The sequence below is a fragment of the Pseudomonas sp. MWU16-30322 genome, from assembly GCF_020515535.1.
GTDB classification, from domain to species: Bacteria; Pseudomonadota; Gammaproteobacteria; order Pseudomonadales; family Pseudomonadaceae; genus Aquipseudomonas; species Aquipseudomonas fluorescens_H.
In genome coordinates this window covers 496,964-520,604 of sequence record NZ_JAIWYL010000003.1, presented here as the reverse complement: position 1 = coordinate 520,604, position 23,641 = coordinate 496,964, and the positions used below count along the sequence as shown (strand labels likewise).

The window sequence follows — 23,641 nt, the reverse complement described above, 5'->3', positions numbered from 1 at the left end:
AGTTATTGCTGGTAACCCCGTTATGAATCAACGCAACTTACCAAGTCCCGTCATTACCTCGGTTTGAACTTTGGTACAGGTCTTAGAGGATTCAGGATAAGTCGGACAGAATGTAAGTAACAGGAAAGCTCTCACGCAGACGCGGAGCAAATCGTACAAGTCAGGTTGAAAAGTCAGACGCGGAGCGTTTCGCAGAATCCACGCGGGACATCGGCTATGGCGAGGGAGCACGCTCCCTCGCCAGCACTCACGACTGCGGCTTTTCGCCGTACCAACGCGGCGTGTAGACCCACTCGCCACCGTCCGCTTTGGCAAAGGTGCAAGTGGTCGAGGAACCGATCAACACCATGGTGCGCATGTCCACCTGATCGGGGGTCAGTTGCCCCAGCGTGGTCACGCGCAGGGTTTGCCCCGGCCGGCCAATGTCGCGCCCCAACACCACTGGCGTCGCCGCGCTGCGATGCTGCGCGACGATTTCCAGGGCCCGGCCCAGTTGCCACGGACGCGCCCGGGAGATCGGGTTGTAGAAGGCCAGGGCCAGATCGGCTGCGGACGCCAGATCCAGACGCTTCTCGATGATCGACCACGGCTTGAGGTTGTCCGACAGCGACATCACGCAGAAGTCATGCCCCAGCGGCGCACCCGCTTGCGCAGCTGTGGCGAGCGAGGCGGACACCCCCGGCAGGATTTCCAGTTCGACGCTGTGCCAGGCCGGATCGCTCGACTCGTGCAACGCTTCAAGCACCGCTGCGGCCATGGCGAACACGCCGGGGTCGCCGGACGAGACGACGATCACCGAACGGCCCTCGGCTGCCAGTCGGAACGCGTGGCGGGCGCGCTGCATTTCTTCGCGGTTGTCGGTGCAATGCTGCACCTGATCGTCGCGAAACGGGCCGGCCATGCGCACGTAGGTTTCGTAGCCGAGCACATCGGTGGCCCGCGCCAGTTCCGCCTTGACCGCAGGCACCATCAATTCGGCAGCGCCGGGGCCGAGGCCGATCACCGCCAGGCGCCCACGCTGACGACCGATCTGCGCGACGTCCAGCGGTTGCTCGGCGAGGGCAATCGCCAGGCCGTTGGCACCGCTGATCGTGGCCTGTGGCAGTGCCTGACGAGCGAGCTCGCCGAGGTCTTTTTGCGCGGCGACAAAGCGCAGCGGCACACCCAGTTCGAGGGCCGCTTCACGCAGTCTGGCCGAGGCCATTTCAGTGTCAGCCGCCAGCAGACAGGCCAGCGACTGCTGCGCAACCCTGGCCTGCTGCAACGCGGCGCGGACAGCATTCGGCAGATCGTCTAGCTGCGCGCTCACGGCCACCGCCACGCTACGCGGATAGATCAGCAACTCGTTGGCGCTGGCGACACGCTCGGCACTGCCGACATGAATCGAGCGCTGCGCCTGCGGGTCTTGCGGCAGCTGCGCCTGATCCAGCCACGGCGCCGCACCTTCGATACGCACGCTGTGCCCGGCCAGCAGATCGGAAACGAAACGCTTGCCCAGCTCCAGATCCGCCAGCGCATATCCGCTGGGTGGATTGAGCAGGCAGGTGCCAAAACGCAATTCGCCACTGGTGGTGATCGCCGCTGCGACCTGCAATGCGGCGCCGATTTCACGGGCCATGACATTCACCCCGCCGAGGCCGCCGAGCAGCGGCACCACGGCGCTGCCATCTTCGGCAACGGCGAGTACTGCCGGTTCAGCGCCCTTCTCCAGCAGCAACGGCGCCAGGGTGCGAATGACAATGCCGGCAGCGCACAAGGCAATGATCGGCGTGTCCTGCTGGTACAGCTCACGCAGGGTCGCGCCGAATTCCTGATAGCTGCAGTCGGCGCCGTCGACGCGTCCGGCGAGGCCGTGGATCTGCGCCGTCGGATACAGCTGCTGGATCCGTCGCGCGGTGGCGAGTGCGCCCTGTCCAAGGATGACAATGGCCGGTGTGGATGGCGTCATCAACCTTGCCACCGTTCGCCCGGGACGATGATCAGCGAGAAGTACGGCGAGGACATCGGCTCGACCTGATCCAGCGGCACGATTTTCTGATTGGCCATGGTCGCGCGTTCGACGTACAGCGCCCGCTCGGCCAGACCGAGTTCTTCGAGTACCGTACGAACTTTGGGAAAGTTGCGCCCCAGCTTCATGATCACCGCCGCATCGGCGTCGGCCAGACGTCGCTTCAGATCCTCATGCGGCAACACGCCGGAGAGCACCGACAGGCTCTGGTTGCGATACACCAGCGGCGCACCGAGCACCGAGGCGCCGCCGAGCATCGAGCACACGCCCGGCACCACTTCGGCGTCGTAGCGCGTGGACAACCGATCATGCAGATACATGTAGGAACCGTAGAAGAACGGGTCGCCTTCACAGATCACCGCAACGTCGCGCCCGGCGTCCAGATGCGCCGCGACTTCTTCGGCGGCGTCATCGTAGAAGTCGCTGATCACTTGTTCATAAGACAGCGGCGCCGGCAGCACTTCGGTGGTCACCGGGTATACCAGCGGCAGCAGATTCTGCGCGTCCTGCAGGTGCGCTTCGATGATGCCGAACGCATTGCCCTTCTTGCCCTTGGCAACGAAGTACGCCACCACCGGCGATTCGCGCAGCAGGCGCAGGGCTTTGACGGTGATCAGTTCCGGATCACCGGGGCCCACGCCGAGGCCGATCAGACGTCCCTTGGCCTGCATCATTCGATCTCCGTGGCGAGGGCGTTCACCGCTGCGGCGGCCATGGCGCTGCCGCCGAGCCGGCCCTGCATGATCACGAACGGTACGCCACGACTGTCCGCCGCCAGGGCCGCTTTCGATTCGGCGGCGCCGACGAAGCCCACCGGGAAACCAAGGATCAGTGCCGGTTTCGGTGCGCCGGCATCGAGCATTTCCAGCAGATAGAACAGTGCGGTCGGCGCGTTGCCGATCACCACCACGCTGCCTTCCAGGTGCGGACGCCACAGCTCCAGCGCGGCCGCCGAACGGGTGTTGCCCAACTCGCGGGCCAGCTCCGGCACGCTGTCGTCGCGCAGGGTGCAGATCACTGGGTTGTTCGCCGGCAAACGCGCACGGGTCACGCCTTCGGACACCATCCGCGCATCACAGAGAATCGGCGCACCGGCCGCCAGCGCATCGCGTCCGGCCTTGCCGGCGCCCTCGGAGAACTGCAGACCATCGACTGCCTCGACCATGCCGCAGGCGTGGATCACCCGCACCGCGAGTTTTTCCAGATCGGCCGGGATGCGCGCCAAATTGGCCTCGCTGCGAATGATCGCGAAGGAGTTGCGATAGATCTCCTGACCGTCGCGGATGTAATCAAGCATCAAGGGGGCTCCGTGAGCGGGCGTCGAGCAGGATCGCGGCCGCTTCAATAGTAAGGTTGCGTGCGTGCAGCGTGCCGAAACCCGGCAGCGTTGCATCGCGAAAATAGAGGTCGTAGTGACCGGGGCTGACCGCCAGCAAAGTCGCCGGTGTGCGATGGGCCGCGGCGCAAGAGCGCGGGCAACCGGACAGGTGCACGCTCTGCGCCTGTGGCAATAGCGTCGCCAGCCGCCGGGCGTCGTGTTTGGTATCGGCCAGGCCTTTGCCGCAGCCGCTGGAGCCGGTGCAGGCGATCAGCCGGGACAACGGCTCGCCGGCCTCCGTCAGCCAGTGCAATTGCGCCAGGTGTTGCAGGACTTGCGCAGCGTCGGTGGACTTCACGTTCGGCAACAGCAGACTTTGCCAAGGGGTGAAACGCAGGCTGCCATCACCGAACTCACGGGCCAATCGGGCCGCACCACGCAGCATGGCCGGATCGAGACGGCCGAGCGCCGGCACCGCGCCGATATACACCCGGTCGTCAGCGTTTTGCGCGTGCACACCGATGTGCAGCGCATCCGCCAGCGGCGTGCGCTGTCGGGCAATGGCGGCTTTGATCGCCACGCGTTCGCGCAACTGTTCGAGAAAGGCCAGCGTCGGCCATTCATCGAGCAAGTGGCGCATGCGCGTCTGCTCCGGCCGAGCCAGTTCAAGGAACAATTCCAGCACCGCGACCACCAGCGCATGGCCGTTTTCCACGGTCACGGCGCCGACCGCACGATCCGTCGGGCAGCCAGCCAGACCGAACGCCAGGAGCATTTCACCGTCACGTTCGAACGCCGACAGCCACAGATCATGCGGATGTTCGAGCATCGCCAATGCCTCTCCGCCGTCCAGTTGCACGGCAAACTTGGCGCTCAACTCGTGAAAACGGGGATGCGTTTGCAGGGTCGCCAGAATCTGCTCCGCCAGTGGCCGAGTGTCGAATTGCAGTTGCCGATCGATGCCGGCACTCGGGCTGAGCATCAGGTTGCGCACATCGTCGCCCGCAGCGGTTTGCGGCCCCAGGCCGGCGGTCAGCAAGCTTTCGATCAATGCCGCGGACTGCTCACCAATGCCGCGAATCTGCAGATTGGCGCGGTTGGTCGCCTCGATCGCGCCACTGGCGAAACGCTCGGCGGCATCGGCCACCGCGTCAGCCTGATCGGCGCTGATCGAGCCGCCATTGAGCTTGATCCGGCAGATGCCGCCGTCCAGCGCCTGGACAATACGCAGCAACCCCGGGCAAGCCGAGGGGCGTAAAGCGGTGGACATAGGGCGTTCGTTCAAGGGATGACCGGCTGGCTGGCAGCGCTGTGGTGGGCGAAAGGTCGCCATTATGCCTGCTTTGCCCAAGCGCATGAAAATGCCTGCCGGTCGGAAACTGCAGCCAGGCTGCAAATCTCGCCGCCTGGCGCTGCCTCAGAGCTCGTATTCCTCAAATCTGGACGCACTCTTGCGAATGGCTTGCTCCACGCTTGCCCGTCTGGCATCCATCGCCCGGCGCGTGATCACCAGTTTTCTCGCGCGGATGTCCAGTTGCGACATCGGCTGATGAACCTGCCAGAACAGATAGTTGGTACTCAATACCAACTTGATAAAGCGGATATGGCTAAGCACCACGACCAGTTCGCCGCTGGCGTTCTGGCTGACCGGCAAAATATGCGAGGTGAAGGTTTTGCCACTCAGGGCGGTAAACCTTTGTAGCAGTGCTGCATCTTTTTCCAGCGCTTTCAGCCCTGCTTCAACCTGCTCTAATTGAGAGCGCGCGAGCAAGGGGGCTGCCAACCGCCGCCATGCATCCTGCACACTTCCCGAAAACTCCGTCCGGACCAGCACCGCCGGTTGCTCCTCAGGGACCCAGTCGTACGACCAGAGGACCCCGGCAAAATAATCGAACCACTGCGCCGGCTGAGTGTTGCTGTTATAAACACTGTCCGCCTTGATCTGCGCGAGATAAATGCAGTTCTTCACAAAGTTGTTATCGGCCTCGGCCCGACCTTCCAGGCCGGTGAATAACATATTGTTAACGGCCATTGCATTATTCTGATTTGAACGTGTACTGGAACTGATATCCATATCATCTCCTGCCAACTTGGCATTGATTTAAAGTTATAGGCTTTATGGCGCCAGACTTACTCACAAATGCTGACTTGAACCAAACTAACAAAAACACTCGTTGAAAAAAGTACTTTTGCTCAACATCAAGTTTCCGTGCCGCTCTCAACGCGCCGCGACGACAGACCCGCGTCAGATGCCGGCAGCCGCGTTATCATGCCGCCCTTGAAGATCTACCCTGAATTAAGGAACGGCATGACACCCTGGCTGACGGTTGTGGGAATCGGTGAAGACGGCTTCAAGGGCCTGGGCAAAAACGCCCGGCGCGCCCTTATGAGCGCCTCGCGGATCATCGGCGGCCAGCGGCAACTGGACTTGCTGCCGGTGTGCATACGCGGCGAACGCGAACTGTGGCCGAGTCCGTTTTCTCTCGCGCCAGTACTGGAGCAGCGCAGCGCAGCCGTGTGCGTGCTGGCCAGCGGTGATCCAATGTTCTATGGCGTCGGCGCCAGCCTTGCGCGCCACGTGCCGAGCGCCGAGATGCTGATCCTGCCAGCGCCATCGTCCTGTTCGCTGGCCGCCGCCCGCCTCGGCTGGCCGTTGCAGGATGTCGTGACACTGTCGCTGGTCGCGCGGCCGCTGGCGGCACTCAATGCGCACCTGTTCAGCGGGGTGCGCCTGTTGTTGCTGAGCAATGACCGACAAAGTCCGGCGGCAGTCGCGGCGCTGCTGCGTGAGCGCGGTTTTGGTGGCAGTCGCCTGAGCGTTCTGGAGCACATGGGCGGCGACGCCGAGCGGCGCATCGACGGTACTGCCAATGACTGGAATGACCCAACGATTGCCGATCTGAATGTGATCGCCATCGAATGCCTGGCCGATGCGCTGGCACCGCGTCTGTCGCGTCTGGCCGGACTGCCCGACTCGGCATTCCAGCACGACGGCCAACTGACCAAACGCGATATCCGCGCCATCACCCTCGCCCGCCTTGCGCCGATCGCCGGCGAACTGCTGTGGGATGTCGGCGGCGGTTGCGGTTCGATCGGCATCGAATGGATGCGCGCGCATCCAAGCTGTCGCGCCATCGCCATCGAGGCGGACGCAGGCCGACAGGCCTTGATCGAACACAACCGCGACGCGCTGGGCGTACCCGGTCTGCAATTGGTGCGTGGCCGTGCGCCGCAGGCACTTGCCGGGCTGGAGCGACCCGACGCGATCTTCATCGGCGGCGGCGTGACCCGTGAAGGCGTGTTTGAAACCTGCTGGGATCAACTCAAGCCCGGTGGCCGACTGGTGGCCAACGCCGTGACCCTGCAAAGCGAAGTCACCCTGATGAACTGGCGCGAACGCCACGGCGGCGAACTGACCCGTATCCATGTCGCCCAGGCGCAACCGCTGGGCGAGTTCGACACCTGGCGTCAGGCGCTGCCGATCACCCTGCTGGACCTGGTCAAACCCCTCGATGCGTGACGAAACCGCCGAACAACCCGCGCCCCTGCGCAGCGGCCTGACCACCGGCAGCTGTGCCACCGCCACCAGCCTCGCCGCGGCACGCCTGCTGCTTGGCGGCACGTCGGCGGATGCAGTGCAGATCGTTTTGCCCAAAGGCAAGCAAGTGCAGATGCGCCTGGAGTTCTGCCGTTTGACCGCCGACGGCGCCGAGGCCGGGACGATCAAGGACGCGGGCGACGACCCGGACGTAACGCACGGTGCGCTGCTCTATTCGCAAGTGCGGCTGCTGGCCGAGCCGGGGATTCGCTTCATCGCGGGCGCAGGCGTCGGCACCGTGACCCGGCCGGGATTGGTGCTCGGCGTCGGTGAGCCGGCGATCAACCCGGTGCCGCGCAAGATGATCAGCGATCACCTGAGCCTGCTCGCCGCCGAAAGCGGTTATGGCGGCGGTTTCGAGATCACCGTCAATGTCGAGGGAGGCGAAGCGCTGGCGCTGAAAACCATGAACCCGCGCCTGGGCATTCTTGGCGGCCTGTCGATCCTCGGCACCAGCGGCATCGTCCGGCCGTTTTCCTGCGCGGCGTACATCGCCTCGATCCATCAGGGCATCGACGTGGCGAAAACCAACGGCTATCTGCACATCGCCGCGTGCACCGGCAACGCCAGCGAAGACACCATGCGCCGGGTCTACGACCTGCCGGAAATCGCCCTGATCGAAATGGGCGACTTTGTCGGCGCGGTGCTCAAGCATCTGCGCAAAGTGCCGGTGGATAAACTCAGCCTGTGCGGCGGCTTTGGCAAGATCAGCAAACTGGCGGCCGGGCACATGGATCTGCACTCGCGGCATTCGAGTATCGACCTGCCGCAACTGGCTGAATGGGCGGCGGCGATTGGCGCTGATCAGGCGTTGCAGCAGAGCATTCGTGAAGCGAACACCAGTCAGCAGGCCTTGGCGATGGCCAGCGCGGCGGGTATTGCCCTCGGCGATGAGGTCTGTCGCCACGCGCTGAATTTCGCCCGCAGCGTGGTGCCGGCGCAGGTGCAGGTCGAGGTGTTTGCGATTGATCGTCAGGGCGGCATCGTCGGCCATGCCGGAGGTTTTGCATGAAACGTATTCTGTTGCTCGGTGGCGTCACCGAAGCGCTGGCCATCGCCCGCACGCTGGGGCCAGAACACATTTACAGCCTGGCGGGCGTGGGCCGGGTGCCGACTGATCTGAGCTGCCAGGTGCGGGTCGGCGGCTACGGCGGGGCCGAAGGTCTGGCGCAGTTCATTGGCGCTGAAGGCATCGACCTGCTGCTCGACGCCACTCACCCCTACGCCGCACAAATCAGCCACAACGCCGCCCGCGCCGCGCAACTGTCCGGCATCCCCTGCTGGGCCTTGCGCCGCCCCGCGTGGCAGGCACAGGCCGGCGACGACTGGCGCGAGGTCAGCGACTGGGCCGAACTGAGCGAAGCCCTCAAACCGTTCCGCCGCCCGCTGTTCACCCTCGGCCGCGAACCGCTGCAACACCTCGACGAAATCCCCGCCAACCAGTTCTGGACCCTGCGCGCCCTCGACGTCTACCCCGGTAACGAACGCTGCGAAGTCATCGGCGCCCGTGGGCCATTTCTGCTTGAGGAAGAACGCGCACTGTTCGAACGCCGGCAGATCGATGTGCTGATCAGCAAGAACAGCGGCAGCACCGCGACCGAGCCGAAACTGGAAGTGGCGCGGGAGTTGGGAGTGCCGGTGATGGTGTTGAAACGGCCGGTGTTGCCGGGAGTTGATCGGGAGTTTGTGACGACGGCTGAAGTCCTCGCTGCCCTTGCCTCCTTCACTCGACTTTAACCAAGCGCAGATCTCGAGTACGCCTTCGCGGGCAAGCCCGCTCCCACAGTGGTCGGCGGCGACTGCATAGTTTGTGTATGCCAGGGATCCTGTGGGAGCGGGCTTGCTCGCGAAGGCGTGCGACCTGACAGCTCGTATCCTGAACGTTAAAAAGCAGATCAAAAGATCGCAGCCTCGTTCCACTCGTCAGCTCCTACAGGAACGGCGGATGAGTCTGGCGTTGCGAATTTCCACCGCTACACTCTGTTTCAATTGATCTGCGACACCAAACCGCACGACGCCTTTTTACTTATCGGCCCTGATCAGGCTAAATAGCCGCGCCTGATCGCCCACCCAACGGATCTGTCCCATGAACCGACACCGGCTCGCATTTGCCTGGATCGCCTGCTTCGCAGTGCTGTTCAACATGCTCGCCATGCCGATGACCGGGGCGATGGCGCAGGCGGCCAATTCACCGGCCGAACAGTTGCTGTGGAGCAGTTTCTGCACCGGCAGCGGGACGAAGATGGTGGCGATCAACATCGGCACCACGGAGCAGAAAGCCCCGTCCAACGACAGCCATTCCAACATGCAGCATTGCTGGTGTTGCTCGGGTTCCGCGCCGCTGGTGGCGTTGCCGGGCCATACGCCGCAGCTGTATTTCGCCCGCTACGAAAGCAATCGCAGCGTGGCGCCGCCCTCGTTGCAAACACCGACACCGCGCCAGCAATGGCCGAGCCTCAATCCCCGCGCCTCGCCTCTGGTCTGATCTGTCTCGCAATTGACCTGCGTTTCACATCGTTCCGGAGAACTGCCATGTTGAACAAACTCATCGTCATCGCTGCGCTGTTGCTGCCTGCGTACTTCGCCCATGCCCACGAATACAAGGCCGGCGAGCTGGAAATCGCTCACCCGTGGTCGCAGGAGCTGCCGCCCAACGCGCCGACCGTCGCGGCTTATTTCGTGATCAGCAATCCCGGCAAGACCGACGACCGCCTGCTCAGCGTCGACTCGCCGATCACCGCCGAAGCGCAACTGCACGAGCATGTGATGCAGGGCGACCTGATGAAAATGCAGCAGGTGCCCGACGTGGTGATTCCTGCCGGCGGCACGGTGACGTTCGCACCGATGGCCTATCACGTGATGCTGCTCAACCCGAAAGACCGCAGTCTGCTCAGCGACGGCAAACGCTTCCCGCTGACCCTGCACTTCGAGAAGGCCGGTGACGTGACCGTCGAGGTCGCGGTGCAGAAGAAACCTCCGCAAGAAACCCAGGCACACGATCACGCCCAGTAACCGATCCGGCTGACCACGCCCGTGCGCCCGCAACGCGCCGGGGCGTCCCGCCTGCATCGCCAGAGCCAGACTCTGACCCGCGGTAGCTGGATCGCCCTGTTCGCCATGTTGATGATCTTCATCGGCCCGCTGATTTCTCAGTCGATGCCGATGGATCAGCACGCCTCGACTTCCATGGCGATGCCCATGGACATGTCGATGACCATGCCGGGCATGGATCACGCCACGCACGGTGCACAACCGGCTGCCGAACACTGTCCGCCGCAATCCTCGCACCACGCCCTGTGGGAAAAATGCGGTTATTGCAGCCTGCTGTTCAACTGCCCGGCGCTGACCGGTGGCGGCACTTTCGCCACGTTCAGCATCGCCCACGTCAACACTTTCACTCCACCCTCCCCGCGTCTGGGCCATGCCCGGCAGACCTTCTTTCCCGGCGCCCGAACCCGCGCCCCGCCCATCGCCGCGTAAACACCGCACCTTTGATTGCACACGGTTGAGAAGACAGCTTCAGGCTGCCGGCCGTGTCGTTTACGACTGTTTGATGGAAATTGTCATGTCCAGGTTTTCTGCTGTTCCACGTTTGAGCGCTGCTCGGGCGTCCTTTGCCTTGAACGAATCGCGCATTCGTTTCTCGCACGCCATCGCCGTCCTTTGCGGCGTCCTGCTGTCCCCGCTGGTGTTGGCCGATGACCACGCCGGGCACAACGAAGAACTGAGTCCAACGGTGATCACCGCGATCGCCCCGAGCTCGCCGCTGACCATCGTCACCAACCCCAAGGACCCGCGCCAACCGGTGCCGGCCAGTGACGGCGGCGATTACCTGAAGACCATTCCCGGCTTCGCCCTGGTGCGCAACGGCGGCACCAACGGTGATCCGGTGCTGCGCGGGATGTTCGGTTCGCGGCTGAACATTCTCACCAACGGCAGCATGTTGCTCGGCGCCTGCCCCGGCCGCATGGACGCGCCGACCTCCTACATCTCGCCGGAAACCTACGACAAGCTCACGGTGATCAAAGGCCCGCAAACCGTGCTCTGGGGGCCGGGTGCCTCGGCCGGCACGGTGCTGTTCGACCGTGAACCGGAAAGCTTCGGCGAGCTCGGCACACGGGTGAATGCCAGCGTGCTGGCCGGCTCCAACGGACGCTTCGACAAGGTTGTCGACGCTGCTGCCGGCGGGCCTTTGGGCTATGTGCGAGTGATCGGCAACACCGCGCACTCCGACGACTATCGCGACGGCAACAACGACACCGTGCCGTCGCGCTACGACAAGTGGAACGGTGACATCGCCGTCGGCTGGACCCCGGACGCCGACACTCTGATCGAACTGACGGCCGGCAAGGGCGACGGCGAAGCACGCTACGCCGGACGTGGCATGGACGGTTCGCAGTTCCTGCGCGAAAGCCTCGGCCTGCGCTTCGAAAAATCCAACATCACTGATGTGTTGGAAAAGCTCGAAGCACAGGTCTACTACAACTACGCCGACCACGTGATGGACAACTACACCCTGCGCACGCCGTCCGGCACCGGGATGATGGCCGGTCCCATAGCCTCCAACGTCGACCGTCGCACCCTCGGCGCGCGGATCAAGGCGACCTGGCGCTGGGCCGACATCCAGCTGATCACCGGCCTCGATGCGCAGACCAACGAGCACCGCCAGCGCAGCGGCATGGGCATCGACACCTACAAGGATCAGCCCTACACCAAGGACGCCGATTTCCATAACTATGGCGTGTTCAGCGAAATGACCTGGTACGCCGCCGACCGTGATCGCCTGATCACTGGCGCCCGGGTCGACCGCGCTTCGGCCAGGGATTACCGACAGAGCATCGGTTCGGGAATGATGAGCAGCCCCAACCCGACCGCCGGCGAGACCCGCGCCGACACCCTACCAAGTGGCTTCGTACGTTACGAGCATGACCTGGCTGACAGCCCGGCCACGCTTTACGCCGGCCTCGGCCACGCGCAGCGCTTCCCGGATTACTGGGAGCTGTTTTCAGCGACGTCTGGCCCGGTCGGTTCGCTGAATGCGTTCGACTCGATCAAACCGGAAAAGACCACTCAGTTCGACTTCGGCGTGAACTACAAGACCGCCGAACTCGAAGCCTGGGCCTCGGGCTACATCGGTGTGGTGCGCGATTACATCCTGTTCGACTACACGCCAACGATGATGGGCATGAGCAGCTCCCGTGCCGAGAACATCGACGCGCGAATCATGGGTGGTGAACTTGGTGCTGCGTACAAGCTCACCGAGCACTGGAAAGCCGATGCGACGCTGGCTTACGCCTGGGGCAAGAACAGCAGCGACGGCAAGGCCCTGCCACAAATGCCGCCGCTGGATGCGCGTTTCGGCCTGACCTACAGCGAAGACAACTGGAGCGCCGGAGCACTGTGGCGTGTGGTCGCGGCGCAGAACCGCATCGACCAGAACAAGGGCAACGTGGTCGGCAAGGACTACGACAAGAGCGGCGGCTTTGGCGTGTTCTCGCTCAACGGCGCGTACCGGATCAACAAGAACTGGAAGGTCAGCACCGGCGTCGACAACCTGTTCGGCAAGGCTTACGCCGAACACCTGAACCTGGCCGGTAACGCCGGTTTCGGCTACCCGGCCAACGACCCGCAAGCGATTAACGAGCCGGGGCGCACGCTCTGGACCAAGGTCGATATGAGTTTCTAACCGAGCGGCACGCCCTGCCCTTGTGGGAGCGGGCTTGCTCGCGAAGACGGCGGTCCATCCAGCATGGGTGGCGCCTGACACGACGCTTTCGCGAGCAAGCCCGCTCCCACAGGAGTGCAGTGGTGAAACTCCCCATACAGAACAACGAAAAGATCCAAGCCAAGCGGAGCACACGTGATGCAAAAGCCCAAAGCGAATTTCTACAACCTGGCCTGGCGCTGGCATTTCTATGCCGGATTGTTCGTCGCGCCCTTCATGGTGATGCTGGCCCTGACCGGCATCATCTACCTGTTCAAACCGCAACTCGACTCACTGATGTACAGCAGCCTGCTCAACGTCCCGGCCGCGCATCACACGGTGCCGGCCGATGAGCTGCTGCAACGGGTCAAGAGCGCTTATCCACAGGGTCAGATCACCCAGTACCTGCCGCCGGCCAACGCCGAGCGCAGCGCGCAGTTCGTGGTGAAAAACGCCGGCCATGAACTCAACGTATTCATCGATCCGTACCACGGCGACATCCTCGGCGAGCAGGATGCAAAGAAAAACCTGCAAGCCATCGCCCGCGCCATTCACGGCGAATTGATGATCGGCACGGTGGGTGATCGCCTGATCGAACTCGCCGCCGGTTGGGGCGTGGTGCTGGTGGTATCGGGGGTCTTTCTGTGGTGGCCGCGCGGTCAGGCGGCGGGGATTCTGTGGCCTCGCCTGAACAGTCGCGGTCGGGTGTTATGGCGTGATCTGCACGCGGTCACCGGGTTCTGGGGCGCGGCATTGCTGCTGGTGATGCTGCTCAGCGGCATGACCTGGACCGGCTTCTGGGGCAAGCAGTATGCCCAGGTGTGGAACGTGTTCCCGGCCGCGATGTGGAACAACGTGCCGACCTCCGACGTCGAGGCCGGCAGCCTGAACAACGCCGCGCGTCAGACCGTGCCATGGGCGATGGAAAACACACCGATGCCGATGTCCGGCGACCACGCCGAACACATGGCCCACGGCGGCATGCAACACGGTCCCGCCGCACCCGCGATCAGCCTGCAAGATGTGCAGAACATCGCCATTGAACGCAAAGTCGAACCCGGCTACAGCATCACCCTGCCAACCACCGCGACCGGTGTGTTCACCATTGCCGTGTTTGCCGACGACCCGCGTAACGATGCGACCCTGCATGTCGATCAGTACACCGGCAAGGTCCTCGCCGATGTGCGTTTCGAGCAGTACGGCGCGGTGGCGCGGGCCACGGAAATCGGCGTGATGCTCCACGAAGGCAAGATGTTCGGCACCTTCAACCAGATTGTCGTGCTGCTGATCTGCCTGATGATACTGCTCAGCGCCGTCAGCGGTGTGGTGATCTGGTGGAAGCGTCGTCCGCAGGGCAAATTCGGCGTGCCGCCGCTGCGCCATGACCTGCCGAAATGGAAAACCGGGGTGGCGATCATGCTGGTGCTGGCGGTGATTTTTCCGCTGGTGGGGGCTTCGCTGGTGCTGGTGTGGTTGCTGGATCGGCTGCTGTTGTCGCGTTTGGGCCGCCAAGCTGAATCTGCCTCAACTTCATCATGAAGCAGGCGAGATGCGCGTTTTAGACAGATCTTTAAACTGCCGGGGCTTAAACTCCGGCATTTTTTAGTGTTACTGTGTAACACAAATAGGCCGCTCTGCCCGCAACCACAAGTTGCGGGCTTTCTTTTGAAGAAGTGATTCACCGCCCAGATGAACAAGTACCTCTTGTCCAGTCTCTGCCTGCTTGCCCTGAACAACGCCAGCGCCGATGGCCAACCGTTGACGCTGCCCACCGGCACCATCAGCGCCCCGGCCATGGATGACGAAAACGTCAGCCTGACCACACCAACCACCGCTGGTTCGCGCCTGAACCTGACGGCCATGGAAACCCCGGCCAGCGTCGAAAGCCTCAGCGGCGAGCAGGTGCGTGCCCGTGGCGATCGCAGCGTGCAGGACGCCGTGTCACGCAGCACCGGCATCAGCCGCACCGGCACCCCGGGCGATGGCGGCACCTCGTTGCAGGCACGCGGTTTTACCGGGCAGAGTTCGGTGATGCAGTTGTATGACGGCAACCGGATGTACACCGGCATGGGCACCGTGACCTTTCCGGTCGACACCTGGTCGGTAGCGCGCGTCGACGTGCTGCGCGGTCCGGCCTCGGTGCTGTACGGCGAAGGCGCGACCGGTGCGGTGGTCAACGTGATCCCGAAGAAACCGTTCGAGGGCGAAATCGAAAACCACCTGCGCCTCGGCTACGGTTCCTACGACAGCCAGCAACAGGCGTTCGACAGCGGCGGCTCGCTCAGCGACACCCTGAGCTATCGGCTCAATCTCAATCGTCTGCGCAGCAACGGCTGGATCGATCGCGGTGATTCTTCAAGCGACTTCATCAGCGCCGCCCTGCGCTGGCAGGCCACTGATGATCTGACGTTCACCCTCGCCCACGACTATGGCGACCAGCGTCCGCAGAACTACTTCGGCACGCCGTTGATCAACGGCCAATTGCAAGACAGCCTGCGCAACAAGAACTACAACGTGCGTGACGACCAGCAGCACTACAACGATCAGTGGACGCGTCTGACCAGCGACTGGCAGATCAACGACGCGCTCAGCGCCAGCAATGAGCTGTACTACCTCAAGGCCCAGCGCCGCTGGCAGAACGCCGAGAACTACAACTTCGACGCCGCCACGCAACAACTCAGCCGCAGCGGCTACTTCGGCATCGGCCACCAGCAAGAGCAGGTCGGCGACCGCCAGACCTTCACCTTCAAACACTCGCTGTTCGGCCTCGACAGCCAGACCGTGACCGGCGTCGATTACAACCGCATCCGCTTCCAACTCAACAGCAACTCACCGTTCAACGATGTGCTGCCGAACGGTCAGGCGCTGGACCTGTATCACCCGCAACCGGGCTATTTCGAAAGCGCCAACCCGTACCGCGACCAGTTCGACAGCACCACCAGACAGATGTCAGTGTTCGCTGAAAACCGCACGCAACTGAGCGAGCGCTGGTCGCTGGTGACCGGCGTGCGCCGTGATTACGTGCATGTGGATCGCACTAATCTGGTCGACGACAGCCAGAGCGACAAGACCCTGACCGGCAACAACTGGAAGGCCGGACTGGTGTTTGCCCTGACGCCCGAGACCTCGTTCTACGGTCAGGTCGCGACCAGCACCGACGGCATCGGTGGCTTGATTTCGCTGAGCCCGAGCCAGCAGCAATACGACCTGTCGACCGCGCGGCAGACAGAAATCGGCATGAAGCAGTTGTTCTGGGATCAGCGCGGTGAGTTCACCCTGGCGGCCTATCGCATCGTCAAAAAGAAACTGCTGACCGACGATCCGGGCAACCCGACGCTCAAGCAGCAAGTCGGCCAGCAATCGTCCGACGGCCTGGAAGCCAGCCTCGATCTGCAACTGCCGCACGCCTGGCAACTGCAGGCCAACGCGGCGATTGTGAAAGCCAAGTACGATGACTTCTCCGAAGTGGTCAACGGGCAGACGCTGTCGTACAACGGCAATCGCCCGGTGGATGTGCCACGGCGCACCGCCAATCTGTGGCTGAACAAAAACCTCAGCGATGACCTGAAGGCCGGCGCCGGCGTGCGTTATGTCGATGCGCGTTACGCCGACATGGCCAATCGCAACGAGCTGCCGAGTTACACCGTGGTCGATGCGACGCTGTCGTGGAAAGCTTTGCGCAACACTACGCTGGGTCTGCAGGTGAACAATCTGTTTGACCGCCAGTACGCACAAAGCCAATACAATGAGGGCCAGCAGTGGATTCTCGGCGAACCGAGATCGTTCTTCGTCACGGCCGATTACACCTTTTGATTCATGGCCCTCTTCGCGAGCAAGCCCGCTCCCACATTGAAACGCGATCAACTGTGGGAGCGGGCTTGCTCGCGAAGGCGTCATCAGCAACGCCAGATATTTCAGAGTAGAAGCATGACCTCGCTAAACCTCACCAACCTCGCCTGGACACCTCTGGGCCACGGCCACTGCCATCACCAGTTCCAGCTGCGTGACGCCTCGTTGCAGGTGGCTGCCGGTGAGTTCGTCGGGCTGATCGGCCCCAACGGCAGCGGCAAGACCAGCCTGCTGCGGTGCGCCTATCGCTTCAGTCAGCCGGAAAGCGGTGAGGTCAGACTCGATCACCACAACGTGTGGAAGCAATCCTCACGCTGGTGCGCGAAACGCATCGCCGTGGTCCTGCAGGAATTCCCCGATGCCTTTGGCCTGACCGTCGAAGAAGTGGTCGCCATGGGCCGCACGCCGCACAAAGGCCTGTTCGATGGCGACACGCTGGAAGATCGCAATCTGGCGACGCAAGCGCTCACATCCGTCGGTCTCGACGGCTTCGAAGATCATGCTTTCGCCACGCTGTCCGGCGGTGAAAAACAGCGGGTGATCCTTGCCCGCGCCCTGACCCAGCAACCGCAACTGCTGATCCTCGACGAGCCGACCAACCACCTCGACCCGCGTTATCAGCTTGAGCTGCTGCAACTGGTCAAACGCCTGCAGATCGGTACCCTCGCCAGCATCCACGACCTGAACCTCGCGGCCGCCTTCTGCGACCGACTGTACGTGATCAACCACGGACGGATCGTCGCCAGCGGCACGCCGCAGCAAGTACTGACCGCCGAGCTGCTGCGCGACGTGTTCGGCGTCGAAGCGTTGATCGACTCCCACCCCCTCCACGACTACCCGCGAATCACCTGGATAACCCGACCATGACTGTGCGTTCCCTGCTTTGCGTCGCTCTTTTGTTGTGCAGTGCCCAGGCCTTCGCCGAAGCCACGAAGTACCCGCTGACCATCCATAGCTGCAACCGCGAAGTGACCTTCAAGCAGGCGCCGAAACACGCGGTCAGTCACGACATCAACATGACCCAGATGATGCTCGCCCTCGGCCTCAAATCGCGCATGGCCGGGTACAGCGGCGTCAGTGGCTGGAAGTCGGTGACGCCCGCGATGCAGTCGCTGCTCGACGGTTTGCCGGAGCTGGCCGCGAAATATCCGTCGGTGGAAACCCTGCTCAACGCCAACGTCGATTTCTTCTTCGCCGGTTGGGATTACGGCATGCGCGTCGGCGGCGATCTCACCCCGCAGACCCTGCAACCGCTGGGCATCAACGTGTATGAGCTGACCGAGTCCTGCGCCTTCGTGATGAAACGCCCGGCGGCGACACTGGACGACACCTATAACGACCTGCGCAACCTCGGGAAGATTTTCGACGTGCAGGATCGCGCCAACGCACTGATCGCCGACATGCAGCAACAGGTCGCCGAAATCCGCAAAGATCTGCCCGCCGACAAGCCACGCGTGTTTCTCTACGACAGCGGCGAAGACCGCGCCATGACTTCCGGCCGCCTCGGCATGCCGCAGGCGCTGATCGATGCGGCGGGCGGGCGCAACATTCTCGACGACGTCGAAGCGAGCTGGACCCGGGTCAACTGGGAGACCGTGGTCGAACGCAATCCACAGGTGATCGTGATCGTCGATTACAGCGAAATCACCGCCGAGCAGAAGGTCGAATTCCTGCTGAAGAACCCGGCGCTGCAATCGGTGGATGCGATAAAGAACCAGCGTTTCATCGTCATCCCCTACGTGCAGGCCACGCCGGGGATCGATAACGTGCTGGCGGTGGAAACCCTGGCCAAGGGGTTCCACGGCGAATGATCGACCGGCGCTACGCCTTGTTGCTGACCGCCCTCGGCACCCTGCTGCTGGTGTCGTGCGTGGTGTCGCTGGGATTCGGCCCGGCACGGGTGCCGGTGGACGTGGTGTGGCGGATTCTGCTGCACAAGGCCTTCGGTCTCGGCGAGGTGAGCTGGAGCGCCGGGCAGGAACACATCGTCTGGCTGATCCGCGTGCCGCGCATGTTGCTCGGGGCGTTGGTCGGCGCCGGGCTGGCGTTGATCGGCGCGGTGCTGCAAGCGGTGACGCGCAATCCACTGGCCGATCCGCACCTGCTTGGCGTCACCTCCGGCGCGACACTCGGCGCCGTGATCGTGGTGCTGCACATCGGTGAAATCGTCGGCCTGCTGACCTTGCCGATTGCCGCATTCATCGGCGCCTTGCTGAGCATGTTTCTGGTGCTGGGCATTGCCAACCGTCAGGGTCGGCTCGACAGCGACCGCTTGCTGCTGTGCGGCGTGGCGGTGTCGTTCGTGATGATGGCAATCGCCAATCTGCTGCTGTTCATGGGCGACCATCGCGCCAGCTCGGCGGTGATGTTCTGGATGCTCGGCGGCCTCGGCCTGGCGCGTTGGGAACTGCTGACGGTGCCGGCGCTGAGTGTGTTGCTCGGCCTCGGTTTGCTGCTGGGCATGGCCCGACCGTTGAACGCCTTGATGGCCGGCGAACAGACCGCCGTGACCCTCGGCCTGAATGCCCGCGCGGTGCGCCTGCGGGTGTTTGTGATCGCGTCCTTGATGACCGGGGTGCTGGTGTCGATCAGCGGCTCGATCGGTTTCGTCGGGCTGATGGTGCCGCACATTGCCCGGCGTCTGGTCGGTGCCGAACACCGGCGACTGCTGCCGGCCTGCGTACTGCTTGGCAGCCTGTTCCTGGTGTGGGTCGATGTCGCCGCGCGCACCCTGATCGCGCCGGAAGACCTGCCCATCGGCGTTGCCACTGCGGCTATCGGCGGCCTGTTCTTCATCGGCCTGATGCGCCGCCGCTGATCCAGCATAATCAACTTGTAGGAGTGAGCCTGCTCGCGATGACGGCGGCACATTCGACATCAATGCGGATGACAGAACGCTATCGCGAGCAGGCTCACTCCTACAGGGGACAGTGTTGTCCTTGAAATCGCGCCCCAATCTGGCGCGGCCGCTTGCACCAACGCTCTCTCCGCGTCCCTTCATGGTGCACCCCGCCCGCGCGCAACCGCTCTAAACCGACATTTTCCTGCCCGATCCCGACCGGGCACAGCCCTTGCAAAACAGTCTTCAGTCGTCCGCATCTGCCAACCATAAAAAACTTTAATGTTCATGGAGATCGCACAATGAAGCGTCGCAGTTTGATCAAGGCTTTCACACTCACGGCATCCATTGCCGCGATGGGCATGACCTGGACTGTCCAGGCCGCCGAGACCATCAAGGTCGGTATCCTGCATTCGTTGTCCGGGACCATGGCGATCTCCGAAACATCGCTCAAAGACATGGCGCTGATGACCATTGACGAGATCAACGCCAAGGGCGGCGTGAACGGCAAGATGCTCGAACCGGTGGTGGTCGACCCGGCGTCGAACTGGCCGCTGTTCGCCGAGAAGGGCCGGCAGTTGCTGACCCAGGACAAGGTCGCGGTGGTGTTCGGTTGCTGGACCTCGGTGTCGCGTAAATCGGTGCTGCCGGTGTTCGAAGAACTCAACGGCCTGCTGTTCTACCCGGTGCAATACGAAGGCGAAGAGATGTCGCCGAACGTGTTCTACACCGGCGCCGCGCCGAACCAACAGGCGATTCCGGCGGTGGAATACCTGATGAGCGAAGAAGGCGGCAGCGCCAAGCGTTTCTTCCTGCTCGGCACCGACTACGTCTACCCGCGCACCACCAACAAGATCCTGCGCTCGTTCCTGCATTCCAAAGGCGTGGCCGACAAGGACATCGAAGAGGTCTACACCCCGTTCGGTCACAGCGACTATCAAACCATCGTCGCCAACATCAAGAAATTCTCCGCCGGTGGCAAGACCGCTGTGATCTCTACGGTCAACGGCGACTCCAACGTGCCGTTCTACAAAGAGCTGGCCAACCAGGGCCTGAAGGCTACCGACGTACCGGTGGTGGCGTTCTCGGTGGGTGAAGAAGAGCTGCGCGGCATCGACACCAAACCGCTGGTGGGCAACCTCGCCGCGTGGAACTACTTCGAGTCCGTGGAGAACCCGGTGAACAAGAAGTTCGTCGCTGACTGGAAGGCCTACGCGAAGAAACACAACCTGCCGGGCGCCGACAAAGCGGTGACCAACGACCCGATGGAAGCCACCTACGTCGGCATCCACATGTGGGCGCAAGCCGTTGAAAAAGCCAAGTCCACCGACGTCGACAAAGTCCGCGAAGCCCTCGCCGGCCAGACCTTTGCCGCGCCGTCCGGTTACACCCTGACCATGGACAAGACCAATCACCACCTGCACAAACCGGTGATGATCGGCGAGATCCAGGCTGACGGTCAGTTCAACGTGGTCTGGCAGACCGAAGGCCCGATCCGTGCCCAGCCGTGGAGTCCGTTTATCGATGGCAACGACAAGAAGCCGGATTATGCGGTGAAGAGCAACTGAGCCATTGGGTGTCGGGCTGTTAAGACTTTCAGTCCGACACACTCCCCCTGTGGGAGCGGGCTTGCTCGCGAAAGCAGTTCGTCATTCAACTTAAATGCAAGCTGACACACCGCTTTCGCGAGCAAGCCCGCTCCCACCATTAGTCCGCGCAAGGCGACTCTTTATGCCGACTACCCTTTACCGCTTCATCCTCGTCATCGCACTTCTGTTGCCGATGACTGCCTTTGCCGGCGACGCCGAAGACTTCGTCACCGCCAATCCCGTGCAGCAAGCCAAACTGCTCGAAGCCTGGGCCGCGCAGCCCGAGCCGGCGCGTGTCGAGCTGATCAACGCCCTGCAACAGGGCGAATTGACCCTCGACGGCCAGCCGAAAACCCTGCGCCTGAACAACCGCCTGCGGGGTCTGATCGACACCGCTTTGGCCAGCCACCAATTGCTCGCCGCCGACGCCAAAATCCGTCTGACTGCTGCGCAGCAATTGCAGAAAAGCGCGAAACCCGCGCAGCTGAAATTCCTCGACCAGCAACTGGCTGGCGAAAAAGATGAAAGCGTCCACGCCGCCCTGAGCCTGGCCCTGGCCAATCTGCAACTGGTGGACAGCGATCCGGCGGTGCGTCTGGCCGCCGTGCGCCTGCTCGGTGAAACCGGCGATCCCCTGGCCCGCACCCGCCTCGAAGGCCTGCTCGAACCCGGCGTCGAAAACGATGCCGGCGTGCGCACCGCCGCCGAAACCAGTCTGGCGCAGGTGAAACACAAACTGCTGGTCGGCGAAATCCTCGGTGAAGCCTTCAGCGGCATGTCCCTCGGCTCGATTCTGCTGCTCGCGGCACTCGGTCTGGCGATCACCTTCGGCCTGCTTGGGGTGATCAACATGGCCCACGGCGAGATGCTGATGCTCGGCGCCTACTCGACCTACGTGGTGCAGCTGATGTTCCAGCGCTACGCCCCGCAAGCCATCGAGTTCTACCCGCTGATCGCGCTGCCGGTGGCGTTCTTCGTCACGGCGGCGATCGGCATGGCGCTGGAACGCACGGTGATTCGTCATCTCTACGGCCGACCGCTGGAAACCCTGCTCGCCACCTGGGGCATCAGCCTGATGCTGATCCAGTTGGTGCGTCTGCTGTTCGGTGCGCAGAACGTCGAGGTGGCGAACCCGGCGTGGCTGTCCGGCGGGATTCAGGTGCTGCCGAATCTGGTGCTGCCGTACAACCGCATCGTGATCATCGCCTTCGCCTTGTTCGTGGTGGTGCTGACCTGGTTGCTGCTGAACAAGACCCGCCTCGGCCTCAACGTGCGAGCGGTCACGCAGAACCGCAACATGGCTGCCTGCTGCGGCGTGCCCACCGGGCGCGTCGACATGCTCGCCTTCGGCCTCGGCTCGGGCATCGCCGGCCTCGGTGGCGTGGCGCTGAGCCAGATCGGCAACGTCGGCCCGGACCTCGGCCAGAGCTACATCATCGACTCGTTCCTGGTGGTGGTGCTTGGTGGCGTCGGTCAACTTGCCGGCAGCGTGCTCGCCGCCTTCGGCCTCGGCATCGCCAACAAGATTCTCGAACCGCAGATCGGTGCGGTACTCGGCAAGATCCTGATCCTCGCGCTGATCATTCTGTTCATCCAGAAACGTCCGCAAGGCCTCTTCGCACTGAAAGGACGGGTGATCGACTGATGAACCAGCCTCTACTTGTCACGGCCACGCAAAAGGCCGGGCCGAAAGTCACCCTTGCCATCGGCGCGGTGGTCCTCGCGCTGCTGATCGCCCTGCCGCTGCTCTCGCTGTTGGCACCGGACAGCGCGCTGCATGTCTCGGCCTACACCCTGACGCTGGTTGGCAAAATCCTCTGCTACGCCATCGTCGCTCTGGCGCTGGATCTGGTCTGGGGCTACGCCGGGCTGCTGTCGCTGGGCCACGGCCTGTTCTTCGCCCTCGGTGGTTATGCGATGGGCATGTACCTGATGCGCCAGGCCGCAGGTGATGGCTTGCCGGCGTTCATGACGTTTCTGTCGTGGACCGAATTGCCGTGGTACTGGAGCGGCACCAGCAGTTTTATCTGGTCGATGTGCCTGGTGGTGCTGGCGCCGGGTCTGCTGGCGCTGGTGTTCGGCTTCTTCGCCTTCCGCTCGCGGATCAAGGGCGTGTATTTCTCGATCATGACCCAGGCCCTGACCTTCGCCGGGATGCTCCTGTTTTTCCGCAACGAGACCGGCTTCGGTGGTAACAACGGCTTCACCAATTTCCGCACAATTCTCGGCTTCGGTATCACTGAGCCGGGCACCCGCGCGGTGCTGTTTCTGGCGACCGTACTGCTGCTGGTGGCGAGTCTGTTCATCGGCTGGCGTCTGGCACAGAGCAAGTTCGGCCGGGTGCTGACCGCGCTGCGCGATGCGGAAAACCGCCTGATGTTCTGCGGCTACGACCCGCGCGGCTTCAAGCTGTTCGTCTGGGTCTTGAGCGCGGTGCTGTGCGGTCTGGCCGGGGCGTTGTATGTACCGCAGGTGGGGATCATCAACCCGAGCGAAATGTCGCCGACCAACTCGATCGAAGCGGCCGTGTGGGTCGCCCTCGGCGGTCGCGGCACGCTGATCGGGCCGTTGCTCGGTGCCGGTGTGGTCAACGGCATGAAGAGCTGGTTCACCGTGGCTTTCCCCGAATACTGGCTGTTCTTCCTCGGTGCGCTGTTCATCGTCGTGACGTTGTATTTGCCCAAAGGCGTGATCGGCCTGCTGAAGAAACGAGGTGAACAATGAGAGTCACTGCGA

20 protein-coding genes are annotated in these 23,641 nt (G+C 63.0%); 15 read left to right on the top strand and 5 right to left on the bottom strand.

The genetic code is table 11. The annotated features are described in order from the left end of the window. Positions 1 to 247: 247 nt before the first annotated feature. The 5 genes from cobJ to LCH64_RS08135 form a co-directional block, all read right to left on the bottom strand. Positions 248 to 1,948, bottom strand: a complete 1,701-nt coding sequence (cobJ, locus tag LCH64_RS08155) for a precorrin-3B C(17)-methyltransferase (protein WP_226499933.1) — start codon at positions 1,946 to 1,948, stop codon at positions 248 to 250. Continuing rightward, positions 1,948 to 2,679, bottom strand: coding sequence for a precorrin-2 C(20)-methyltransferase (locus tag LCH64_RS08150; RefSeq protein ID WP_226499984.1), 732 nt, complete (start codon positions 2,677 to 2,679; stop codon positions 1,948 to 1,950). The genes cobJ and LCH64_RS08150 overlap by 1 nt, the downstream gene beginning before the upstream one ends. Beyond that, a complete protein-coding gene (locus tag LCH64_RS08145; protein WP_003221256.1) occupies positions 2,679 to 3,305 on the bottom strand; it encodes a precorrin-8X methylmutase in 627 nt (208 codons plus the stop codon). The genes LCH64_RS08150 and LCH64_RS08145 overlap by 1 nt, the downstream gene beginning before the upstream one ends. Continuing rightward, positions 3,298 to 4,596 (bottom strand): precorrin-3B synthase, encoded by a 1,299-nt coding sequence (gene cobG / locus LCH64_RS08140; RefSeq protein WP_275948730.1) that lies wholly within the window; start codon positions 4,594 to 4,596, stop codon positions 3,298 to 3,300. Before cobG ends, LCH64_RS08145 begins: the two co-directional genes overlap by 8 nt. Before the next feature lie 147 nt (positions 4,597 to 4,743). Then, positions 4,744 to 5,400 (bottom strand): hypothetical protein, encoded by a 657-nt coding sequence (locus tag LCH64_RS08135; RefSeq protein ID WP_226499931.1) that lies wholly within the window; start codon positions 5,398 to 5,400, stop codon positions 4,744 to 4,746. Positions 5,401 to 5,634: 234 nt separating this feature from the next. On the opposite strand from LCH64_RS08135, the gene cbiE reads away from it, so the two are divergent. The 15 genes from cbiE (at position 5,635) to urtC (ending at position 23,629) form a co-directional block, all read left to right on the top strand. Next, positions 5,635 to 6,846: a precorrin-6y C5,15-methyltransferase (decarboxylating) subunit CbiE gene (gene cbiE / locus LCH64_RS08130; protein WP_226499930.1), complete on the top strand. Its 1,212-nt coding sequence runs from the start codon at positions 5,635 to 5,637 to the stop codon at positions 6,844 to 6,846. Then, a complete protein-coding gene (locus LCH64_RS08125) occupies positions 6,839 to 7,936 on the top strand; it encodes a cobalt-precorrin-5B (C(1))-methyltransferase (protein WP_103520960.1) in 1,098 nt (365 codons plus the stop codon). Before cbiE ends, LCH64_RS08125 begins: the two co-directional genes overlap by 8 nt. After that, positions 7,933 to 8,661 carry a cobalt-precorrin-6A reductase gene (locus LCH64_RS08120; protein WP_226499929.1) on the top strand — a complete coding sequence of 243 codons (729 nt, stop codon included), beginning with the start codon at positions 7,933 to 7,935 and terminating at the stop codon, positions 8,659 to 8,661. Before LCH64_RS08125 ends, LCH64_RS08120 begins: the two co-directional genes overlap by 4 nt. 349 nt (positions 8,662 to 9,010) lie before the next feature. Beyond that, positions 9,011 to 9,409, top strand: coding sequence for a DUF2946 domain-containing protein (locus LCH64_RS08115; RefSeq protein ID WP_003221242.1), 399 nt, complete (start codon positions 9,011 to 9,013; stop codon positions 9,407 to 9,409). A gap of 47 nt (positions 9,410 to 9,456) precedes the next feature. Continuing rightward, positions 9,457 to 9,936, top strand: a complete 480-nt coding sequence (locus LCH64_RS08110) for a copper chaperone PCu(A)C (RefSeq protein WP_226499928.1) — start codon at positions 9,457 to 9,459, stop codon at positions 9,934 to 9,936. Positions 9,937 to 9,957: 21 nt separating this feature from the next. Beyond that, positions 9,958 to 10,404: a DUF2946 domain-containing protein gene (locus tag LCH64_RS08105; RefSeq protein WP_201135913.1), complete on the top strand. Its 447-nt coding sequence runs from the start codon at positions 9,958 to 9,960 to the stop codon at positions 10,402 to 10,404. An 85-nt stretch (positions 10,405 to 10,489) separates the two neighbouring features. Then, positions 10,490 to 12,610 carry a TonB-dependent copper receptor gene (locus LCH64_RS08100; protein WP_226499927.1) on the top strand — a complete coding sequence of 707 codons (2,121 nt, stop codon included), beginning with the start codon at positions 10,490 to 10,492 and terminating at the stop codon, positions 12,608 to 12,610. Between the two features lie 177 nt (positions 12,611 to 12,787). Next, entirely contained in the window at positions 12,788 to 14,167 is a 1,380-nt protein-coding gene (locus LCH64_RS08095; RefSeq protein ID WP_226499926.1) for a PepSY domain-containing protein, read from the top strand. A 150-nt stretch (positions 14,168 to 14,317) separates the two neighbouring features. Then, positions 14,318 to 16,441: a TonB-dependent receptor gene (locus tag LCH64_RS08090; RefSeq protein WP_226499925.1), complete on the top strand. Its 2,124-nt coding sequence runs from the start codon at positions 14,318 to 14,320 to the stop codon at positions 16,439 to 16,441. A 114-nt stretch (positions 16,442 to 16,555) separates the two neighbouring features. After that, positions 16,556 to 17,344 carry an ABC transporter ATP-binding protein gene (locus LCH64_RS08085; RefSeq protein WP_003221231.1) on the top strand — a complete coding sequence of 263 codons (789 nt, stop codon included), beginning with the start codon at positions 16,556 to 16,558 and terminating at the stop codon, positions 17,342 to 17,344. Next, on the top strand, positions 17,341 to 18,288 hold the full coding sequence (locus tag LCH64_RS08080; protein ID WP_226499924.1) for an ABC transporter substrate-binding protein: 948 nt from the start codon (positions 17,341 to 17,343) through the stop codon (positions 18,286 to 18,288). Before LCH64_RS08085 ends, LCH64_RS08080 begins: the two co-directional genes overlap by 4 nt. After that, positions 18,285 to 19,295, top strand: a complete 1,011-nt coding sequence (locus tag LCH64_RS08075; RefSeq protein WP_226499923.1) for an iron ABC transporter permease — start codon at positions 18,285 to 18,287, stop codon at positions 19,293 to 19,295. The genes LCH64_RS08080 and LCH64_RS08075 overlap by 4 nt, the downstream gene beginning before the upstream one ends. A gap of 323 nt (positions 19,296 to 19,618) precedes the next feature. Continuing rightward, positions 19,619 to 20,884 (top strand): urea ABC transporter substrate-binding protein, encoded by a 1,266-nt coding sequence (gene urtA, locus LCH64_RS08070; protein WP_003221226.1) that lies wholly within the window; start codon positions 19,619 to 19,621, stop codon positions 20,882 to 20,884. A 163-nt stretch (positions 20,885 to 21,047) separates the two neighbouring features. After that, positions 21,048 to 22,550, top strand: coding sequence for an urea ABC transporter permease subunit UrtB (gene urtB, locus LCH64_RS08065; protein WP_226499922.1), 1,503 nt, complete (start codon positions 21,048 to 21,050; stop codon positions 22,548 to 22,550). Beyond that, positions 22,550 to 23,629: an urea ABC transporter permease subunit UrtC gene (urtC, locus tag LCH64_RS08060; RefSeq protein WP_226499921.1), complete on the top strand. Its 1,080-nt coding sequence runs from the start codon at positions 22,550 to 22,552 to the stop codon at positions 23,627 to 23,629. The genes urtB and urtC overlap by 1 nt, the downstream gene beginning before the upstream one ends. The last annotated feature ends 12 nt before the right edge of the window (positions 23,630 to 23,641 follow it).